Annotated in this window: 17 protein-coding genes; 5 read left to right on the plus strand and 12 right to left on the minus strand. The window is 66.7% G+C overall.

Going from position 1 to position 18,363, the window contains the following annotated elements; translation table 11 throughout:
- The first annotated feature begins 60 nt into the window (after positions 1–60).
- Positions 61–1,209 (plus strand): acetylornithine deacetylase, encoded by a 1,149-nt coding sequence (argE, locus tag IE243_RS12495; protein ID WP_280514595.1) that lies wholly within the window; start codon positions 61–63, stop codon positions 1,207–1,209.
- A 196-nt stretch (positions 1,210–1,405) separates the two neighbouring features.
- Here argE and IE243_RS12500 read toward each other — a convergent pair whose 3' ends face one another.
- The 3 genes from IE243_RS12500 to IE243_RS12510 all read right to left on the minus strand — a co-directional run bounded on the left by IE243_RS12500 (position 1,406) and on the right by IE243_RS12510 (position 4,658).
- Positions 1,406–2,440: an Hsp33 family molecular chaperone gene (locus IE243_RS12500; protein WP_191319724.1), complete on the minus strand. Its 1,035-nt coding sequence runs from the start codon at positions 2,438–2,440 to the stop codon at positions 1,406–1,408.
- Positions 2,440–3,381, minus strand: coding sequence for an ornithine carbamoyltransferase (argF, locus tag IE243_RS12505; RefSeq protein WP_244643128.1), 942 nt, complete (start codon positions 3,379–3,381; stop codon positions 2,440–2,442). The genes IE243_RS12500 and argF overlap by 1 nt, the downstream gene beginning before the upstream one ends.
- 74 nt (positions 3,382–3,455) lie before the next feature.
- The gene (locus tag IE243_RS12510; protein WP_191319726.1) at positions 3,456–4,658 is read right to left on the minus strand and encodes an aspartate aminotransferase family protein; all 1,203 of its coding nucleotides are present in this window, start codon (positions 4,656–4,658) and stop codon (positions 3,456–3,458) included.
- 623 nt (positions 4,659–5,281) lie between these two features.
- Here IE243_RS12510 and IE243_RS12515 point away from each other — a divergent pair.
- Entirely contained in the window at positions 5,282–5,845 is a 564-nt protein-coding gene (locus IE243_RS12515) for a GcrA family cell cycle regulator (RefSeq protein WP_191319727.1), read from the plus strand.
- A 369-nt stretch (positions 5,846–6,214) separates the two neighbouring features.
- On the opposite strand, the gene phoB is transcribed toward IE243_RS12515, so the two are convergent.
- The 8 genes from phoB to IE243_RS12555 form a co-directional block, all read right to left on the minus strand.
- Positions 6,215–6,913 (minus strand): phosphate regulon transcriptional regulator PhoB, encoded by a 699-nt coding sequence (phoB, locus tag IE243_RS12520; protein WP_191319728.1) that lies wholly within the window; start codon positions 6,911–6,913, stop codon positions 6,215–6,217.
- Between the two features lie 476 nt (positions 6,914–7,389).
- Positions 7,390–8,100: a phosphate signaling complex protein PhoU gene (gene phoU, locus IE243_RS12525; RefSeq protein WP_191319729.1), complete on the minus strand. Its 711-nt coding sequence runs from the start codon at positions 8,098–8,100 to the stop codon at positions 7,390–7,392.
- Between the two features lie 154 nt (positions 8,101–8,254).
- A complete protein-coding gene (gene pstB, locus IE243_RS12530) occupies positions 8,255–9,100 on the minus strand; it encodes a phosphate ABC transporter ATP-binding protein PstB (RefSeq protein ID WP_191319794.1) in 846 nt (281 codons plus the stop codon).
- A gap of 19 nt (positions 9,101–9,119) precedes the next feature.
- The gene (gene pstA, locus IE243_RS12535) at positions 9,120–9,968 is read right to left on the minus strand and encodes a phosphate ABC transporter permease PstA (protein WP_191319730.1); all 849 of its coding nucleotides are present in this window, start codon (positions 9,966–9,968) and stop codon (positions 9,120–9,122) included.
- Positions 9,969–9,972: 4 nt separating this feature from the next.
- Positions 9,973–10,944 (minus strand): phosphate ABC transporter permease subunit PstC, encoded by a 972-nt coding sequence (pstC, locus tag IE243_RS12540; protein WP_191319795.1) that lies wholly within the window; start codon positions 10,942–10,944, stop codon positions 9,973–9,975.
- A 204-nt stretch (positions 10,945–11,148) separates the two neighbouring features.
- Complete coding sequence (gene pstS / locus IE243_RS12545; protein ID WP_280514596.1) at positions 11,149–12,195, minus strand: phosphate ABC transporter substrate-binding protein PstS; 1,047 nt, start codon at positions 12,193–12,195, stop codon at positions 11,149–11,151.
- 274 nt (positions 12,196–12,469) lie between these two features.
- Positions 12,470–13,894 carry an ATP-binding protein gene (locus tag IE243_RS12550; RefSeq protein WP_244643129.1) on the minus strand — a complete coding sequence of 475 codons (1,425 nt, stop codon included), beginning with the start codon at positions 13,892–13,894 and terminating at the stop codon, positions 12,470–12,472.
- A gap of 98 nt (positions 13,895–13,992) precedes the next feature.
- Entirely contained in the window at positions 13,993–15,084 is a 1,092-nt protein-coding gene (locus IE243_RS12555) for a lysylphosphatidylglycerol synthase domain-containing protein (protein WP_191319731.1), read from the minus strand.
- A 285-nt stretch (positions 15,085–15,369) separates the two neighbouring features.
- On the opposite strand from IE243_RS12555, the gene IE243_RS12560 reads away from it, so the two are divergent.
- The 3 genes from IE243_RS12560 (at position 15,370) to IE243_RS12570 (ending at position 17,362) form a co-directional block, all read left to right on the plus strand.
- On the plus strand, positions 15,370–16,392 hold the full coding sequence (locus IE243_RS12560; protein WP_191319732.1) for an NAD-dependent epimerase/dehydratase family protein: 1,023 nt from the start codon (positions 15,370–15,372) through the stop codon (positions 16,390–16,392).
- 119 nt (positions 16,393–16,511) lie between these two features.
- Positions 16,512–16,940: an Hsp20 family protein gene (locus IE243_RS12565; RefSeq protein WP_191319733.1), complete on the plus strand. Its 429-nt coding sequence runs from the start codon at positions 16,512–16,514 to the stop codon at positions 16,938–16,940.
- Positions 16,941–17,110: 170 nt separating this feature from the next.
- Entirely contained in the window at positions 17,111–17,362 is a 252-nt protein-coding gene (locus tag IE243_RS12570) for a BQ00720 family protein (protein WP_191319734.1), read from the plus strand.
- A gap of 111 nt (positions 17,363–17,473) precedes the next feature.
- Here IE243_RS12570 and IE243_RS12575 read toward each other — a convergent pair whose 3' ends face one another.
- Positions 17,474–18,250 carry an alpha/beta hydrolase gene (locus IE243_RS12575; RefSeq protein WP_191319735.1) on the minus strand — a complete coding sequence of 259 codons (777 nt, stop codon included), beginning with the start codon at positions 18,248–18,250 and terminating at the stop codon, positions 17,474–17,476.
- Positions 18,251–18,363: the final 113 nt, after the last annotated feature.

Raw genomic sequence — 18,363 nt, forward strand, 5'->3', positions numbered from 1 at the left:
GGATAACGGGAGCAGGCGCCGTCTGGACTGGCGACCTGCCCGGAACCGTCAGGAGCCAATGTGACGCCTCTCGCCATGCTGGAGCGACTGGTCGCCTTCAATACGGAGAGCCACCGCTCCAACCTGGAGCTCATCGCCTTTGTCGAAGCCTGGCTGACGCAGTTGGGCGTGGCTTCCGTGCACATCCCCGATGCAACGGGTGAAAAGGCCGCGCTGTTCGCCAGCATCGGCCCGGCGCAGGACGGCGGCGTGTTGCTGTCAGGCCATACGGACGTGGTGCCGGTGGCCGGCCAGGCCTGGACCAGCGATCCCTGGCGGCTGCGCGTGGCGGACGGGCGCGCCTATGGACGCGGCGCCGTCGACATGAAGGGCTTCGTCGCCATTGTGCTGGCGCTGGTTCCCGAGATGCTCGCGGCCCGGCTGGCGACGCCCATCCATATCCTGCTGTCCTATGACGAGGAGGTGTCCTGCCTTGGGGTGGTCGACGCGGTGGGGCGCATGGGCGTGGATCTGCCGCGCCCTGGCGTCGCCATCGTTGGCGAGCCCACGGGGATGGACGTGGTCACCGCCCACAAATCCGTGGTGTCGCTGACCACCCGCATCACAGGCAAGGAAGGCCACTCCTCACAGCCGGCGCACGGCGCCAATGCGGTGATGGCGGCGGCCGAGCTGATCCATTGGCTGGCGCGCCGGCAGGAGCAGTTCGCCACGGCTGGCGATCCCACCGGCCTGTTCGATCCGCCCTGCTCGACCCTTCAGGTCGGCGCCATTCATGGCGGCACGGCGCGCAACATCATCGCGCGCGATTGCAGCTTCCTGTGGGAGTTTCGCGGCCTGCCCGGTCACAGCCATCGCGATGTGATGGATGAACTGGCCGCTTTCGCCGAAACGGACGTGCTGCCGCGCATGCGCCTGGGCGCGCCGGAAGCCAGCATCGACACCATCTGCGACGTGGCCGTGCCGCACCTGGCGCCGAAGCCCGGCTCCGCCGCCGAGCAACTGGCGCTGCGTCTGGCGGGGCGCAATCACACCACGACGGTGTCCTTCGCCACCGAAGCCGGACACTTCCAGAATGGCGGCGTCGCCACCGTGGTCTGCGGCCCTGGCTCCATCGACCAGGCTCACCAGGCCGACGAGTTCATCACCCTCGCGGAGTTGGAGAACGGAACTGCCTTCGTCCGCCGTCTTGTCCAGGCCCTGGGCGTCTGACGCGGGCATCTTCAAGAAAAGCGGACTCCGCCTTTCGTAAAGAAGATACGTCCAGTCAAAGCGATCGAGCGCTTTCGGTGAACCGTCTTTCACCGGAAGCGCTCTCGCCGGAGCGCGCGCCGTAGCCGGCCAGGAACAGCCAACAAAAAACCGGCGCGACAAGGCCGCGCCGGTGAAACCACGTTCGGGAACAGGCTCACCGCTCGCGGTCGCCGCCCTCGCCTGAGTCCGCCAGGGCGGCGGCGGCGATCTCCGCCTCCACCTGTCCGGGATCCAGATCATAGTGACGCGAGCAGAATTCACAGGTCACGCCGATGCGGCCATCATCGCCGACCATGTCGGCGCGCTCCTGCCGGCTGAAGCCGGTGAGCATGCCCATAATGCGCTCGCGCGAGCACTGGCAGGCCTCGCGCACCGGCTGGGCTGGAAATACCCGCACGCCGCGCTCGTGATACAGCCGGTACAGCAACTGCTCGCTGGGCAGTAGGGGGTCGAGCAGTTCGTGCGCCTCGGTGGTCTCGGCCAGCATGCGGGCCTCGTTCCAGGCCTCATCCTCGACGCCGGCGGCGATCTGATGGCCCGCGGGGGCGTCGCCGGGCGACAGATCGGCCTGACGCAGACGGTCAACCGAATGGGGCATGAACTGCACCATCAGTCCGCCAGCCCGGTAGAACCGCCCGGTTGGCGATTGCGAGGTCATTTCCTCGCCAACCGCAAGCCGCACCAGGGTCGGGATCTGCTCCGACTGCTGGAAATAGGTATGGGCGCACTCCTCCAGGCTCTGGCCTTCCAGCGGCACGATGCCCTGATAGCGGCTGGCGTGGCTGCCCTGGTCGATGGTCATGGCCAGATGGCCCTTGCCAAGCAGCGCGCCCGTCGCCGTCTCGCCGGCGGCCGAGGCCGCGGCGACGGCTTCCGCATCGAAGCGGGCGCAGGCGCGCACCTGGTCCGGCGCGTCGAAATCCACGACAATCATGTTGATCGCGCCGGAGGAGCGGGTCTGTAACTGGAAGCGGCCCTCGAGCTTCAGGGCCGAGCCCAGCAACACGGTCAACGCCATGGCCTCGCCGACGACGCGGGACACCGCTGGCGGATAGTCATGGCGGGCCAGCACGGCGTCGAGCGCCGGGCCGAGCCGGACGACGCGACCGCGCACGTCCAGAGCCTCGACCGCGAACGGCAGGGACAGGTCGTCGCCAGCGTGGGAACCGGCCGCTTCCGCGCCGGCCATCACTCAGCCGCGCCCAGGCACCAGGCCAGGACGCCCTTCTGGGCGTGCAGACGGTTTTCCGCCTCGTCGAACACCACGGACTGCGGGCCGTCCATCACCTCGTCGGTGACTTCCTCACCGCGATGGGCCGGCAGGCAGTGCATGAAGATGGCGTCCTTCGCCGCCGCCGCCATCAGCTCCGCATTGACCTGGTAGGGCTGCAGGAGCTTCTGGCGCTGCGCCTCGCTTTCCTCATCGCCCATGGAGACCCAGCAGTCGGTGATGACGGCCTCGGCGCCGCGGACCGCCTCACGCGGGTCGTCGATGAGGCTCAGCTTCGCGCCGCTGGCGCGGGCGAACGCGAGCACCTCAGGCGCCGGGCCAAGGTCCTTCGGCGCCGCCACGGCGATCTCGAAGTCGAGGAGCGCCGCCGCATGAATCCACGAGGCCAGCACATTGTTGCCGTCGCCGGTCCACGCCACCTTGCGGCCGGTGATCGGCCCGAGCCGTTCCTCGAACGTCAGCAGATCAGCCATGATCTGGCAGGGATGCGACAGCTTGCTGAGGCCGTTGATGACCGGCACGCTGGCGTATTCGGCCAGCTCGGTCATGGCGGCGTGGTCGAGGATGCGGATCATGATGGCGTCGACATAGCGCGACATGACGCGGGCCGTGTCGGCGATGGTCTCGCCGCGCCCGAGCTGCATCTCCGCGCCCGTCAGCATGATGGTTTCGCCACCCAGCTCGCGCATGGCGAGATCGAAGGACACGCGGGTTCGCGTCGACGGCTTGTCGAAGATCATCGCCAGGGTTTTGCCGGTCAGCGGGCGGAAGTCGGAGCGCTCGCCCCGGCGACGCGCCGCCTTCAGGCGCTTGCTGATCTCAAGAACATGGCGCAACTGCTCACCGGTGAAATCGGTGAGGTCGAGGAAGTTGCGCCGCTGCTGCGACGAAGCCGACAAATTCTGATCCTTCAATAACTCCGGTGACAAACTGACAGGGCCGCTGACCGGCTCCGTCCCGAAACGCGCATTCATCACGCCGCTCCCGCCGCGGCGCCGCGCACCTCGCGCTGCAAACGCCCCGCCACGGCTTCAAGCCGGGCCAGGCCTTCCCGCACCTCATCCTCAGTAATCGTCAGCGGCGGCAACAGCCGGACTGTATTGTCGCCAGCGCCGACCAGGATGAGTCTTTCATCGAGCGCCGCGGCTGCGAAATCGGTGTTGGGCACATTCAGCTTCAGGCCCAGCAGCAGCCCCTCGCCGCGCACTTCGGCGATGATGTGGGGGAAGCGGTCGCGCAGTTCGGCAAGACGCTGGCGCAGCAGCAGGCCGATCTGGTTGATGTGATCCAGAAACCCCGGAGCCAGCACCACGTCGAGCACGGCGTTGCCGACAGCCACCGCCAGCGGATTGCCGCCGAAGGTGGTGCCGTGCGTGCCGGCGGTCATGCCTTTGCCGGCCTCCAGGGTCGACAGGCAGGCGCCGAGCGGGAACCCGCCGCCGATGCCCTTGGCGATGGCCATGATGTCAGGCGTGACCCCGGACCATTCATGGGCGAACAGCTTGCCGGTGCGGCCGACGCCGGTCTGCACTTCGTCAAGGATCAGCAGCAGGCCGTGCTCATCGCACAGCTTGCGCAGCTCGCGCAGTTTGGCCGGCGGCACAACCCGCACGCCGCCCTCGCCCTGCACGGGCTCGATGAGGATGGCGGCGGTGGCGGGGCCGATGGCGGCCTTCAGCGCTTCGGCGTCATCCACCTTCACCTGATCAAAGCCATCCACTTTGGGGCCAAAGCCTTCCAGATATTTGGCCTGGCCGCCGGCGGCGATGGTCGCGAGGGTGCGGCCATGGAACGCGCCCTCGAAGGTGATGATGCGGTAGCGCTCGGGCTGGCCGTTGGTCGCGTGATACTTGCGGGCCATCTTGATGGCGCACTCCAGCGCCTCGGCGCCAGAGTTGGTGTAGAACACCTGATCCGCGAAGGAGTTGTCGACCAGCCGCTGCGCCAGCCGCTCGCCTTCCGGAATCCGGAACAGGTTGGAGGTGTGCCAGAGCTTGCCGGCCTGCCGGGTCAGAGCCTCCACCAGGTGTGGATGGGCGTGACCGAGCGAGTTCACGGCGATGCCGGAGCCGAAGTCGAGATATCGCTCGCCATCGCGCGTCGTCAGCCAGACGCCCTGGCCCTGCTCGAACTGAAGATCCACACGCGCAAAAGTTGGCAACAGCGGCGACGTCACTGACCGCACTCCCTGATGGCGACGCCGGCCCCGACATCAACTTTGCCGTATTCGCCGTCAGGCTGCGTCGCGCCTGCGAACGCCAGACCGGAGGCGCCAGCGCCCGAAGCCAAACGTCCATGAAAATCAAAGTGCCGCCCTGTCGAAGGGCGGCACCGGCTGTATTTTATGCCGGGCGACAATTCTGTCAATTACAGGATGCATTTACATCGGAACGCCAGACAGGCTCCCGGTTCTGCGCCGAGTCCGGGCCTGCGACGCCCTTCGCGCGGGCGGCCCGGCGGCGGATCATGACGTCCGCGTGCAACAGTCACGCGACAATGGTGGGGTGTCCCGAGCCGCATATGTGTTATCCAGCGGCAACCGCCCGTCCAGCGCCCCACCTCTGCTAAATCGTTGAAAAAATATGATCACGGACTCGTTTTGATCATGTTCCTGGGGAAAACGGTGGGGAGCGGACTGCTGCGGTTGAAGCCTCGTCCCGCCATCTTGTATGGTCCGGGACATATCCCACGACATATCGTGGCGCCGTTACCCTGACGGATTGATGTTTTGCGTAGCTGAACCAGTTCAGCGCGTTTACGCAGATTTTCTGCATGAACGAATTTGGTGCGGAGGAACGGATGAGCGAAGCTGGAAGCGGCTGGAGCGACGAACGCGTCGAACTGCTGAAGAAGCTCTGGTCGGAAGGGCTCAGCGCCAGCCAGATCGCCACCGCCATGGGCGGAGTGACGCGTAACGCGGTGATTGGCAAGGTCCATCGTCTTGGCCTGTCAGGCCGGGCAAAATCCACCTCGGGCGGCGCGCAGAAGCCGCGCAAGAGCGTTTCCGTCGCAGCGCCGCGCGCCGCAACGACAAATGCGCGGGCCACCGCCAGCATCCCGCTGGTGCAGGGCAATACGGCGCTCGCAGCCGTCGCCGTCGCGCCTGAACGCCCTCAGGGGATGCCCGCGCCGGCCGCTGTCGCAGCTGTCGCGACGTCTCCGGCGATCGCCGCGCCAGAATCCCAGCGCGTCACCATCATGGAGCTGCGCGAGAACATGTGTCGCTGGCCCATGGGCGATCCGACCTCGGCGGATTTCTGTTTCTGCGGCAATCGTACGACGCCTGGCATTCCCTATTGCACCTTCCACAGCCGCATCGCCTACCAGCCGCCGGAGCGGCGCCGCGATCGCCGCAGCAACTGAGCTGGCGGCGGCTTCAACCACTGAGCGATCCGATGCCCGCGCCTGTCGCGGGCATTTGCTTTTTTGGCTGAAGAATTTTCGACAAAAGTCGGAGCCGGTTTTCATCAAGCGCCCATGGGTCTGCAGGGCCCGATATGTCAGGCCCACCTGAGCCTGGCATGAGGATCGCGGCCCGGCGCCCGGCGCAAAGAAAACCCGCCGGCAACGGCGGGTTTTGACATGGCGGGCGCTGTTTCTTGGGGCAAGGCTCAGGCAACTCCGTTCACACCGAAACGAAAATTCTCCCGATCGTTCTGATCTGACGCGTTTTCCTGACGCACGTGAGCTTTCATTTTACCGGAAAACCCCTCCACCCAACAGCACGCATGCTCAGGAGCGGGCGAAGGTTTCGTCGAATGAATAGCCAGCCCCGCGAACGGTGCGGATCGGATCGGGCTGGCGCGGCCGGTTGATGGCCTTGCGCAGCCGCCCCACATGCACGTCCACGGTGCGTTCGTCGATATAGACGTCGCGGCCCCAGACGCTGTCGAGCAGTTGCTCGCGGGTGAACACCCGGCCGGGACTCTGCATCAGGAATTCCAGCAGGCGGAATTCGGTGGGTCCCAGATGCAGTTCGCGATCCGAGCGCCGCACACGGCGGGTTTCCCGGTCCAGCTCGATATCGCCGGCGGTCAGCAGGGCGGCCACATGGCCAGGCTTGGCGCGGCGTAGCAGGGCGCGAACGCGGGCCAGCAACTCCGGCACTGAAAATGGCTTGACCACATAGTCATCGGCGCCGGTGGCGAGGCCGCGGATGCGCTCCGCCTCTTCGCCCCGGGCCGTGAGCATGATCACCGGCAGGCGCGCTGTTTCCTCGCGCTGGCGCAGACGGCGGCACAGCTCAATGCCGGAAAGCCCCGGCAACATCCAGTCCAGCAACGCCAGATCCGGTGGGGCCTCCTGCAAGCGCACTTCGGCTTCATCGCCGCGCGCCACGCTATCGACCACGTAGCCCTCGGCTTCGAGGTTATAACGCAGCAGCAGGGAAAGGGATTCCTCGTCTTCAACGATCAGAATGCGCGTCGCCATATTCCACTCCACGCCCCGGCGCAGCGTCTCGCGCACGCCCGGCGGCCAACCACACGGCGCCGGAGCCTCTCCGGGACGAGGCAAGCCATGCCTTCGGCCAGAAAATGCTCCGGAACAGGACGTCAGGGCGATGCTCCGTCACACCAGGTGCGCCCGATGGGGCTTGCGGATCTGCTTTCGCCCTTGCGGCCATGCGGGGTCCAATGGGGGCAGGTCCGGCCCATTGCCGGGGTTATGCCCTGTCTCTCTGGTTTGACGCGCTTTCCTGACGCATGCGGCGCCACTGCAGAAAACGCTCCACCATCTTCAACCAGCGCATTTCCCTGATGCGAAGCAATTACGCCTCGCGGAAATCCGCCGCGACGCGCCGCCAGCAAAACCGGCGGGCGCCCTGGATCAGTCCGCGCGGGCGGACGGGCGGCCGGCAGACGAACCGCCGGCGCGGGAGCCAGATCCAGGCTCACCGGGTCCTGACGTCAGCCCTCGCCGACGCGGGCGAAGCTGGTGTCATCGTTCTTCGGGCGCTCGCTAACCAGCGGATTGCCGGTGACGAGGTAATAAATGGTCTCGGCGATATTGGTGGTGTGGTCGCCGATGCGTTCGATGTTCTTGGCGCAGAACAGCATGTGGGTGCAGAAGCCGATATTGCGCGGATCTTCCATCATGTAGGTCAGCAACTCACGGAACAGCGACGTGTACAGCGCGTCGATTTCACCGTCGCGCTTCCAGACGTCGATGGCGACGTTGACGTTCTGCTGGGTGAAGCCGTCGAGCACGTCCTTGAGCTGCTCCTGCACCAGGTCGCTCATGTGTTCGACGCCAACAACGATGCGGGTCGGCTGCATCTGGCCGCTGATGGCCACAGCGCGCTTGGCGATGTTCTTGGCCAGGTCGCCGATCCGCTCGACGTCGCCGGCGACGCGGATCGCCGAGATGATCTCGCGCAGGTCCACCGCCATCGGCTGGCGCTTGGCGATGGTGAGAATGGCGTTTTCCTCGATCTCACGCTGGAGATTGTCGAGGCGGACGTCGGCGTTGATGACCGACTGGGCCAGTTCGGCGTCGCGGCGCACCAGCGCGCGGGTCGCGTCATCCAGCATTTTCTCGGCGATGCCGCCCATTTCGACCACGCGATTGCGCAGGGCGGCGAGTTCGGCGTCATAGGCGGAAACGATATGTTCGGCCATGGCTTTATCTCCCTGGACCATCAACCGCCGGCTGGCGGCGACGTCCTGTGCTGTTCTGGCGGAGGGGGCGGCGTCGCCCTCGCCTCCGCGTCATGTTGCTGTTCATCAGCGGCCGGCCATCGCCTGCGGCGGCGGCGGCGCGGACAGGCGCCCGTCAGCCGAAGCGACCGGTGATGTAGTCCTGCGTCCGCTGGTCGGATGGGGTGGTGAAGATGCGCGAGGTCTCGTCGAATTCCACCAGTTCGCCCAGATACATGAAGGCGGTGTACTCGGAACAGCGCGCCGCCTGCTGCATGTTATGGGTGACGATGGCGATCGTGTACTCGGCCTTCAGCTCGTCGATCAGCTCCTCGATCTTGGCGGTCGAAATCGGATCAAGCGCCGAACACGGCTCGTCCAGCAGGATCACCTCCGGCTTGATGGCGACGGTGCGGGCGATGCACAGCCGCTGCTGCTGGCCGCCGGAGAGGCTCTGGCCGCTGGCGTGCAGCTTGTCCTTCACCTCGTTCCACAGGGCGGCGCGACGCAGCGACGACTCGACCCGCTCATCCATCTCGGCTTTCGAGAGCTTCTCGTAAAGCCGCACGCCGAAGGCGATGTTGTCATAGATGGTCATCGGGAACGGCGTCGGCTTCTGGAACACCATGCCGACCCGCGAGCGCAGCAGGTTCTTGTCCTGCTTCGGCGACAGGATATTTTCGCCGTCGAGCAAAACCTCTCCGTCGGCGCGCTGGCCCGGATACAGGTCATACATGCGGTTGAGAATGCGCAGCAGCGTGGACTTGCCGCAGCCTGACGGTCCGATGAAGGCGGTGACCTTGCGTTCGTACAGCGGCAGCGAGATGCCTTTCAGCGCCAGCGTGTCGCCGTAATAGAACTTGAGGTTGCGGACCGAGATCTTCTCGTTCGCGTTTTCCGGGACGTGGGGCATCTGGCGTTTGGCTCCGGCAGGCTGCGTGGGGCGCGCCGACGACACGGCGGCGGATTGTGCGACGGTCATGTTCATGGGCGGCCTCCGTTCACTGGCGGCTCCTGGACGCGATGACGCGCGCCAGGATGGAGAGGGTGAGCACCGACAGGGTGATGATCAGGGCGCCGGTCCAGGCAAGCTGCTGCCAGTCCTTGTAAGGCGACAGGGCGAACTGGAAGATCACCACAGGCAGGCTGGCCATCGGGCCGTTGAGGTTGGCGCCGCCGAACTGGTTGTTCAGCGCGGTGAACAGCAGCGGAGCCGTCTCGCCGGAGACGCGGGCGATGGCGAGCAGCACGCCGGTGACCATGCCGGCGCGGGCGGCGCGGTAGGCGATGCGGCGGATCACCAGGTGACGCGGCATGCCAAGGGCCGAAGCCGCTTCACGCAACTGGTTGGGCACCAGGTTCAGCATGTCCTCCGTGGTGCGCACCACCACCGGAATGACGATGATCGACAGGGCGACCGCGCCGGCGAAGCCGGAGAAGTGGCCCATGCGCACCACCATCACCTCGTAGACGAAGAGGCCGATGACGATGGACGGAGCGCTGAGCAGGATGTCGTTGATGAAGCGAACCACCAGCGACAGTTTTCCATGAGCGCCGTACTCGGCCATGTAGGTGCCGGCCAGGATGCCGATGGGCGTGCCGATCACGACGCCCAGCACGGTCATGATCAGGCTGCCAATGATCGCGTTGAGCAGGCCGCCGGCCGAACCGGGCGGCGGGGTGTTCTGGGTGAACACGTCCAGCGACAGGCCGCTGAAGCCGTTCCAGATCAGGGCGGCCAGGATCAGCACCAGCCAGGCCAGGCCGAACAGCGATGCGGCCATGCACAGGCCCATCATCAGGTTGGAGCGGCTCTTGCGACGGCCATAGAAGGGATTGGCGTTGCTCATTGGCTTATTTCCCGCCCTTCATTTCAAGGCGCAGCAGCATGTAGCGCGCGATGGCGAGCACGATGAAGGTAATGACGAAAAGCAGCAGGCCAAGGGCGATCAGCGAAGACGTATAAATGTCTCCGACAGCCTCGGTAAATTCATTGGCGATGGTCGCCGAGATCGTCGTGCCCGGCGCCAGGATCGATGCGGAAATCTTGTGGGCGTTGCCGATGACGAAGGTCACCGCCATGGTCTCGCCGAGGGCGCGGCCCAGACCCAGCATGACGCCGCCGATGACGCCAACGCGGGTGAAGGGCAGAACGACGTTCTTCACCACTTCCCAACGGGTGCAGCCGATGCCGTAGGCGGCTTCCTTCAACACCGGCGGGACGGTGGAGAAGACGTCGCGGGCGATCGAGGTGATGAACGGCAGCACCATGATCGCGAGGATCAGGCCGGCGGTGAGTATGCCGATGCCGTAGGGCGGGCCGGCGAACACCGCGTTCAGCAGCGGGATGGGGCCGAACACGGAGATCAGGAACGGCTGCACCGTCGTCTGCAGGAAGGGCGCGAAGACGAACAGACCCCAGATGCCGTAGATGATTGAGGGAATGCCTGCCAGCAGCTCGATGGCGATGCCGATCGGCCGGCGCAGCGGCGTCGGGCACAGCTCGGTGAGGAAGATGGCGATGCCAAGCCCCACCGGCACGGCGATCAGCATGGCGATCAGCGACGTGACGATGGTGCCGTAGACGGGCGCAAGAGCGCCGAATTTCTCGGTGACCGGGTTCCACGACTGCGACGTGATGAAACCGAAGCCGAATTCACGAAGGGCCGGCGAGGCGCCTTCGATCAGGGCGAGCATGACCCCGCCGAGCAGCACGAGCACCAGCACGGCGGCGGCGCGCGTAAGGTTGAGAAACAGCAGGTTGCCCAGCCTGAACTTGCGCAGGACCGCCGTTCGCCCTGGCGCCGCCTGCGCGGCCCCGGCCATGGCTCCTGAAAATGAGGTGTCAGCCATCAATAGCCCCGATTTGCCTCTTGCACCGGTCGGCCGGCCCAGACCGGCGACATGTCTGGCGCCGGCGCCGCCTGACGGCCCGCCAGCGCTCCTGCGCCCCCCTCCCCGGTCCGGGGAAGCAAAATGTGGGTCCGGCCAGATATCTGGCCGGACGCCCGGTCGGCGCGCCCTGGCGGCTTACTTCGCGATCGCGAGCGGCTTGCCGTCGGCGCCGGTGATGGCGCTCCAGGCGTCGCGCACCTGCTTCACCACGCTGGCCGGCATCGGGATGTAGATCAGCTGCTCGGCCATCGGGCCGCCCTTCTCGAAGGCCCACTCGAAGAACTGCAGGGCTTCGGCGGCGGCGGCCGGGTCGTTCGGCTTCTTGTGCATCAGGATGAAGGTGGCGGCGGTGATCGGCCACGAACCGTCGCCCGGCTCATCGGTGAGGATCACGCCGAAGCCCGGAGCCGACGACCAGTCAGCATTGGCGGCGGCGGCCTGGAAGCTCTTCACCTCCGGGCTGACGACCTTGCCGGCCTTGTTCTTCATGCGGGCGAAGGCGATGTTGTTTTCCTTCGCGTAGGCGTATTCGACGTAGCCGATCGAGCCCTTGGTCTGGCCGACGTTGGCGGCGACGCCTTCGTTGCCCTTGGCGCCGAGGCCGACAGGCCATTCGACGGCGGTGGCGGAGCCAACCTTCGATTTCCAGTCAGCGCTGACCTTGCCGAGATAATCGGTGAAGTTGAAGGTGGTGCCGGAGCCGTCCGAGCGGCGCACGACGGCGATCGCGGTGGAGGGCAGCTTCAGATCGGGATTGAGCGCCTTGATGGCGGCGTCGTCCCAGGTCTTCACTTCGCCAAGGAAGATCTTCGCCAGGGTCGGGCCGTCGAGCACCAGCTCGCCGCTCTTGACGCCTTCGACGTTGATCACCGGCACGATGCCGCCCATCACCATCGGGAACTGGACGAGGCCGTCCTTCTCAAGCTCCGGGCCCTTCAGCGGCGCATCGGTGGCGCCGAAGGTCACGGTGCGGGCGCGAATCTGCTTGATGCCGCCGCCAGAGCCGATCGACTGGTAATTCAGCTTCTTGCCGGTCTCCTTGTTCCAGGCATCCGCCCACTTGGCGTAAACCGGGAACGGAAAGCTGGCGCCAGCGCCGGAAATGTCGGCGCGCGCAGCGGCAGGCATCGCAAGCGCCGCAATGGCCATGCCGGCGGCAACGGCAAGCGATTTGAATTTCACGGTACGTCTCCAGGGTTGTCCAACCGTCCTGCGTCCCTGACCGGGACGCGGCTGACCCGCGGGAAGATGCTCCACCCCGGTCAACGCGGCCTGTTTAGGCCCCTGCCATGACGCTTGTATGACATCTGGAAACCCATGACTATCAGTACATTAATCCCTTTGGGGAGGTGACTGTCACAAAAAGCGGCGCGCAAGGCGCGCGCCAGACGGACCCGACCCGGCGGCGGGTCCCCTGAAGCATCTGGCGCCCCCTGACCCTGGTCGCACGGCTGCTTCAATCTGTCTGACGGGCGTGCGCAAGCGGCAGCACGACCCGGAACGTCGCCCCCTCGCCCGGCGCGCTCTCGATCGTCAGCCGGCCGCGATGACGATTGACGATGTGCTTGACGATCGCCAGGCCCAGGCCAGAACCGCCCTTGCCCCGACTGGCCTGCGCGTCGACCCGGTAAAACCGCTCCGTCAGGCGCGGCACGTGTTCGGCTGGTATGCCGGCGCCGAAGTCACGCACCTCAATCACAGCCTCTGAAGGGGCCTCCGTCCGCGCTTCGTCCGGCTCACGCGCGCTGTCCCCCGCCCTGGCGCTGGCGCCCCTGACATCCCCTGACATCGCGCGCGTCGTCACGGCGATCGCCACCCGCTTGCCGCTGTCGCCATATTTCACAGCGTTTTCGACGAGGTTCTCCACCACCCGCAGCAACTCGTCGCGATCGCCAGGCACAATCACCGGCCCGTCAGGCGCGCTCAGGCTGATTTCAACGGCTGCGTCCGTCGCCATCGGCCGCAGGGCGCCGGTGATCTGCCGCGCCACATCGGCCAAATCCACGGGCGCGGAGGGAGCATGGTGCGCGCGGCCCTCAATGCGCGACAGCGACAGCAGGTCGTCGATCAGCCGCTTCATGCGCAGGGACTGGTCGCGCATGATGACGAGAAAACGTTCGCGCGCCGCGGCGTCATTGCGCGCCGGCCCCTGGAGAGTCTCGATAAAACCGAGAACCGTCGCCAGCGGCGTGCGCAGCTCATGGCTGGCGTTGGCGATGAAGTCGACCCGCATCTGTTCGACGCGCAACTGGTCCGTCAGGTCGCGCAGAACCACAAGGGCGCCCCGCCGGCGATCCGCGTCGAGCGGCGCCGCCGCGATCTCGAACGAGCGCTCCACCGGCACCCGCTGGGTCACCAGCACGGTCCGGCCAGCGCCGCCGTTCAACACCGCCTCAAGCGCCTCCACGAACTCGGGCGCGCGCAGCGCGAAAGACATGGGGCGACCAGTGGCAAGGTGCGGGAACAGTCGCGCCGCTGGCGGCGAAACCGCCAGCACCACGCCGCGACGGTCCACCGCGACGCACGGATCGGGAAAAGCCGACACCACGGCCGACAGGGCCAGATCGGCCGCCCCGCCAACTGGCGTCAACCGGGCCGGGCCGATGCCGCCGCCCGCGACCGCCTGTTGCAGCGTCCGGCCGAGCACGAACTGCAGCAACCAGAACGCGACGCCGGCCAGCGCCACCCACGGCCAGGCCGGGCCATGCGCGGCGCCCGCGCCGGCCGCGGCCAGCGCCAGCCCGCCAGCCAGCCCCAGGCAGACAGGCGCCAGAAGGCGCGCCACGGCGCGGGCCGCGCGCAACGCCATCAGTCCGCGCGCACCCCGGCCTGCGGCTCCATACGCCTGTTCATGAGCCACCCTGGCGACTTCGGATGTCATCGGACCTGTCCCGGGATCTGTCATCTGACCGTGAAGCAAAACCCGATCCTGAGCGGGGTTTGACGGGCTGGGTCTGGCGCGGGCCCTGCTGACCGGATTTACGGCGCCTCCCGGCGCAGCTCAGACCCAGCCGCGCCGCCAGAATCATCGCACAGGTTGTCACGGCCGGATTTCAATCGTTTGACAATCTCATAGCCCCCCAGCAACGCCAGCGCGAGCAGGAAGGGCAGCAGATAATAACAGAGCCGGAACAGCAACAGCGCGCCCAGCACCTGCGAGCCCGGCAGCGACGACAACGCCACCAGCATGGTGGCCTCGAACACGCCGATGCCGCCCGGCGCATGACTGACGATGCCGAGCATGCAGGCGCAGACATAGATGGCGAGGAAGGTGGCGAAGTTCACGCCATGGCCATCAGGCAGCAGCACGAACAGCACGCCCGCCGCGGCGCAGGCGTCGCCGGCGCCAAGGGCCATCTGCCCCAGCGACAGCCTGAGGCCAGGCAACTCCAGCCGCCAGCCCTTCACCGCCACATAGCGGTGCTTCAACGACACCCAGACCAGATAGCCGATGACCGCGCAGGCCGTGAGCAGACCGACAAGCTGGTTGATGAAAATGCTGGTGTGCGCCAGCAGCGAAATCGCCCCGGCCTGGGTCATCAGACTCCAGGCGAGCACCACGCCCATGCCCAGCCAGAAAGTGATGCCGGCGATCACCGTGAGGCTGGCGATCTGCGGGGCCCGCACGCCGTGCGGCGCGTAAATCCAGTAACGCACCGTGCCGGAGGTCAGCAGCGGAAAACCGAGCGTGAAACTGACCGCATAACTGGTGAACGACGCCAGCGCGGTCGTCCGGTATGGAACTTTGACGCGCATCTGGCGCAGGGCCAGGAAATCATAGCCGGTCAGCAGCAGGTAGCTGACCGCGACCAGCAGCATGGCCAGCCCGAGCTGGCCACCCGAAACGCGCCCCAGGGCGGCAAACACATCGGCTGCGCTGATGGTGTGCGCCGTCCGCCACAGCACAAAGGCGGACGCGACGAAAATCGCCACGCTGGCGACAAGACCGATCCACGACCAGCGGCTCTTGCGGGCGGATGGCTCTCCGAATGCGACGTCAGGCGGCCCGATTTCCGCAACCGGCCCGTCGACCCCGGCCGCCTCGGAACTGCGTTTCGTGCTCCCTGTCATCAGAACCCTTCAATCCGCCGTGACCATCGGAAAATCCATCGACGCGCCGCGGACGAAACAGTCAGACGACAGGCTGCATCGGGCGCGAACCGCCCATGGCGACCGCTGCGGGCGACAGAAGCCGGACGCCGCTCACATTTCCTACACCTGGCATATTTCAGCCCTGCGTCAGAATTTCAACCGCCCCCACATGGATGAGGGAAAAGCCTGGGCACAAGATTTCCGCGCGCGGCCATTGCACCCGCCCCGGTTGATTTCCAGCGCCCCGCCCCCCATCCCTTGGTGATGAACGCCAACGCCCCCGCCCCTCGCCACGCTGGCCCCCGCCCGGCTCGCGTCGTCGCCCTGACCGGCGCCAGCGGCTTTATCGGCCGCTTCTGCGCGCCGGTCCTGGCGGAGCAAGGCCGCAGACTCGTGCTGCTGCACAGGGCCGCGACGCCCGGGCAGGCCGCATCCATCGCCGGAACACGCGTCGTTGAGATCGGCGATCTGTCCCTGACCGCCCGGGAGCCCGGAGAAACCCTGATCGAAGCCTTGCACGGCTGCGACGCCCTGGTGCATCTGGCGGGCCGGGCTCACCGGGCCATCAGCGATGAAGCGGAGGCGCTGACCCTCTATCGCGCCCACAACACGGCGCCGACGCTCGCCCTGGCGCGCGCTGCGGCCGAAGCCGGGGTTCGCCAGATGATTTTCGCCAGCACGTCATATGTACACGGCCACCTGACGCAACCCGGCCAGCCGTTCAGCAGCGACTCGCCGCTTGCGCCAACCGGCGCCTATGCGCTCAGCAAGGCCGACGCAGAGGAAGGCTTGCGCCGCCTCGCGCCGGAACTGGGCCTTGCCGTCAGCATCGTGCGGCCGGCGGTGGTGCATGGCCCCAACCCCACCGCCAATATCCGGGCCCTGATGGGCGCGGTGCGGCGCGGTCTGCCGCTGCCATTCGCCTCCATCGACAATTGCCGCTCGTTTCTGGGGCTGGAGAACCTGACCTCGTTCATCGCCCACGCACTGGACAACCCGCCGCCGGCCGGGATGGTCGCCGCCTGGACCCTGGCGGACGCGCAAACGCCGTCCACGCCGGATTTCGTCCGCCTCCTCGGCGCCGCCATGGGCCGGAAGCCGCGCCTCGTCCCCTGCCCGCCCGCGCTGCTGCGGCGGGCGTTGACCATGGCCGGGCGCGGCGGCATGGCCGAAAGCCTGATCGATTCCTTTGAAATCGACATGAATCCGGTGCTGGCGCGCAGCGGCTGGACGCCGCCGCTCTCGCTCGCCGAAGGGTTGCGGCGAATGGCGATGGCCGGCGATTGAGCGCCCCCGGCGCGGCCCCCGGCGCCCTGCTTGAAACTGCCCCGCTCACTCCCTAAATCAGCCTTGACGCCGCAGAAAGCGGGTCAATCCACGAGGCGCCTTTGAAAGGGCTTCGCTACATGACGCGAACATCACCATTTTCCCACCCGTTCCTGCTGGGGTTCGACGAGATCGAGCAGGCGCTGGACCGGGCCGCCAAGGCTGCGACGGACGGCTATCCGCCATACAATATCGAGCGTCTCCAGCGCGGCGACGTCGATCCGGAACGTCTGCGCATCACGCTTGCGGTCGCCGGCTTCACGCGCGACCAGCTTGAAATCACCCTGGAGGAGAACCAGCTGGTGATCAGGGGAAGGCAGCTTGAGGACAAGTCGCGGGTGTTCCTGCACAGGGGCATCGCCGCGCGGCAGTTCCAGCGGTCGTTCCTGCTGGCCGACGGCATGGAGGTGCTCGGAGCGGACCTTTCCAACGGGCTTCTTTCCGTCGATGTGGCGCGGCCCGACGCCCAGCGCGTCGTCCGTCGCATCGACATCGCGGCGCGGGACTGATCCCCGGGACAGCCCCGAAGCCGCAACCCCTTCATGCGCCGCGGAAAACCATTTCCAAAGCGCATGCTCCGGCCGGGCCATTGTGGCCGGCCGACCATGGCCACAGCGACAATGGCGCCTGCGGTCATGCACCAGCGTCGCCCGGAATGGGGGCGCACAGGAGGACAGCCATGACCAGACACGAATTTGACAACAGCCCGGAAAACACCGGCCTGGAGGCCGCCAACGGCCTCGCCTATGTGCGCGCCATCCGCTCGGAAGACGTGAAGAGCCTGTTCCCGCAGGCCCCGGCCCTGCAGCCCGGCATGGAGCTGTTCGCGCTGCTGGCCGGCGACGGCACGCCGATCCTCGTCACCGACACGCGCGACGCCGCCCTCGCCAACGCCTGGGCCAACGATCTCACGCCAGTGAGCCTGCACTGAAGCGTTTTCAGGCAAAGTGGCCGCCACTTTGCGTCAGGAAAACGCGGCGGACCTGAACGCGCGCCCGGGCCTGGCGGCCCGGGCGATGACGTTCGCAACGGCCCTTCCCTGTCAGACGCGGCTGCGCAGGGCGTCGACCACCCGCGTCAACAGGGCGATGTCTTCCGGCCGCGACAGGCGGTGATCGCCATCCTTGATGAAGGTCAGGTTGACGCTCACGCTGGGCAATGCCTCGAACACATGCCTGGCGTGCCGCCATGGCACGTCCGGATCCTGCATGCCCTGCAGGATATGCACCGGGCAACCCGGATCAATGGGCGCGTCGAGCATGCTGTGCCGGGCGCCGTCCTCGATCAGCTTGCGGGTGATCGGATAGGGTTCGTCGGAGTATTCGGACGGCCGTAGCCAGACGCCGTCGCGGATCACCGCCTGGCGCGCGTCCTCCGGCATCGACGGCCACATCAGTTTCTCGGTGAAGTCGACTGCTGGGGCGATCAGCGCCATGGCGCCTGGCGCCCGGCCCTGGCGCGCCATTTCGCGGGCGACCAGCAGGGCGATCCATCCGCCCATGGACGAACCCACCAGCACCGGCCGCTCACCGCCAAACTGGCTGATGACCGCCAGGGCGTCTTCGAGCCAGGTGGAGATGCACAGATCCTCGAAGCGACCGCCAGATTCCCCATGACCGCCATAATCGAAACGCAGGAAGGCCGCGCCAGCGGCTTCGGCGGCGGCGTCGAGGGCGCTGGCCTTGGTGGCCAGCATGTCCGAGCGAAATCCGCCAAGCCAGATCACCGTCGGACCGGAGCCGGCGCGGCGCCGGAAAGCAATGCGGCGGGCGGCGTCGCCCTGGCCCGCCTCAAGAAATTCAGGGGCTTCTACGGTCATGGCCATCCTCTCTTTGCGTGAGCCCTGGGGTTCTGGAACAAAAGGCGAGTGCGTGGAAACCAAACTTTTTCGCGGGCGCCGGATTCGCACGGACGTTCGCGCAGCCATACGCC

The sequence above is a fragment of the Camelimonas fluminis genome (genome assembly GCF_014656355.1).
Lineage (GTDB): Bacteria > Pseudomonadota > Alphaproteobacteria > Rhizobiales > Beijerinckiaceae > Camelimonas > Camelimonas fluminis.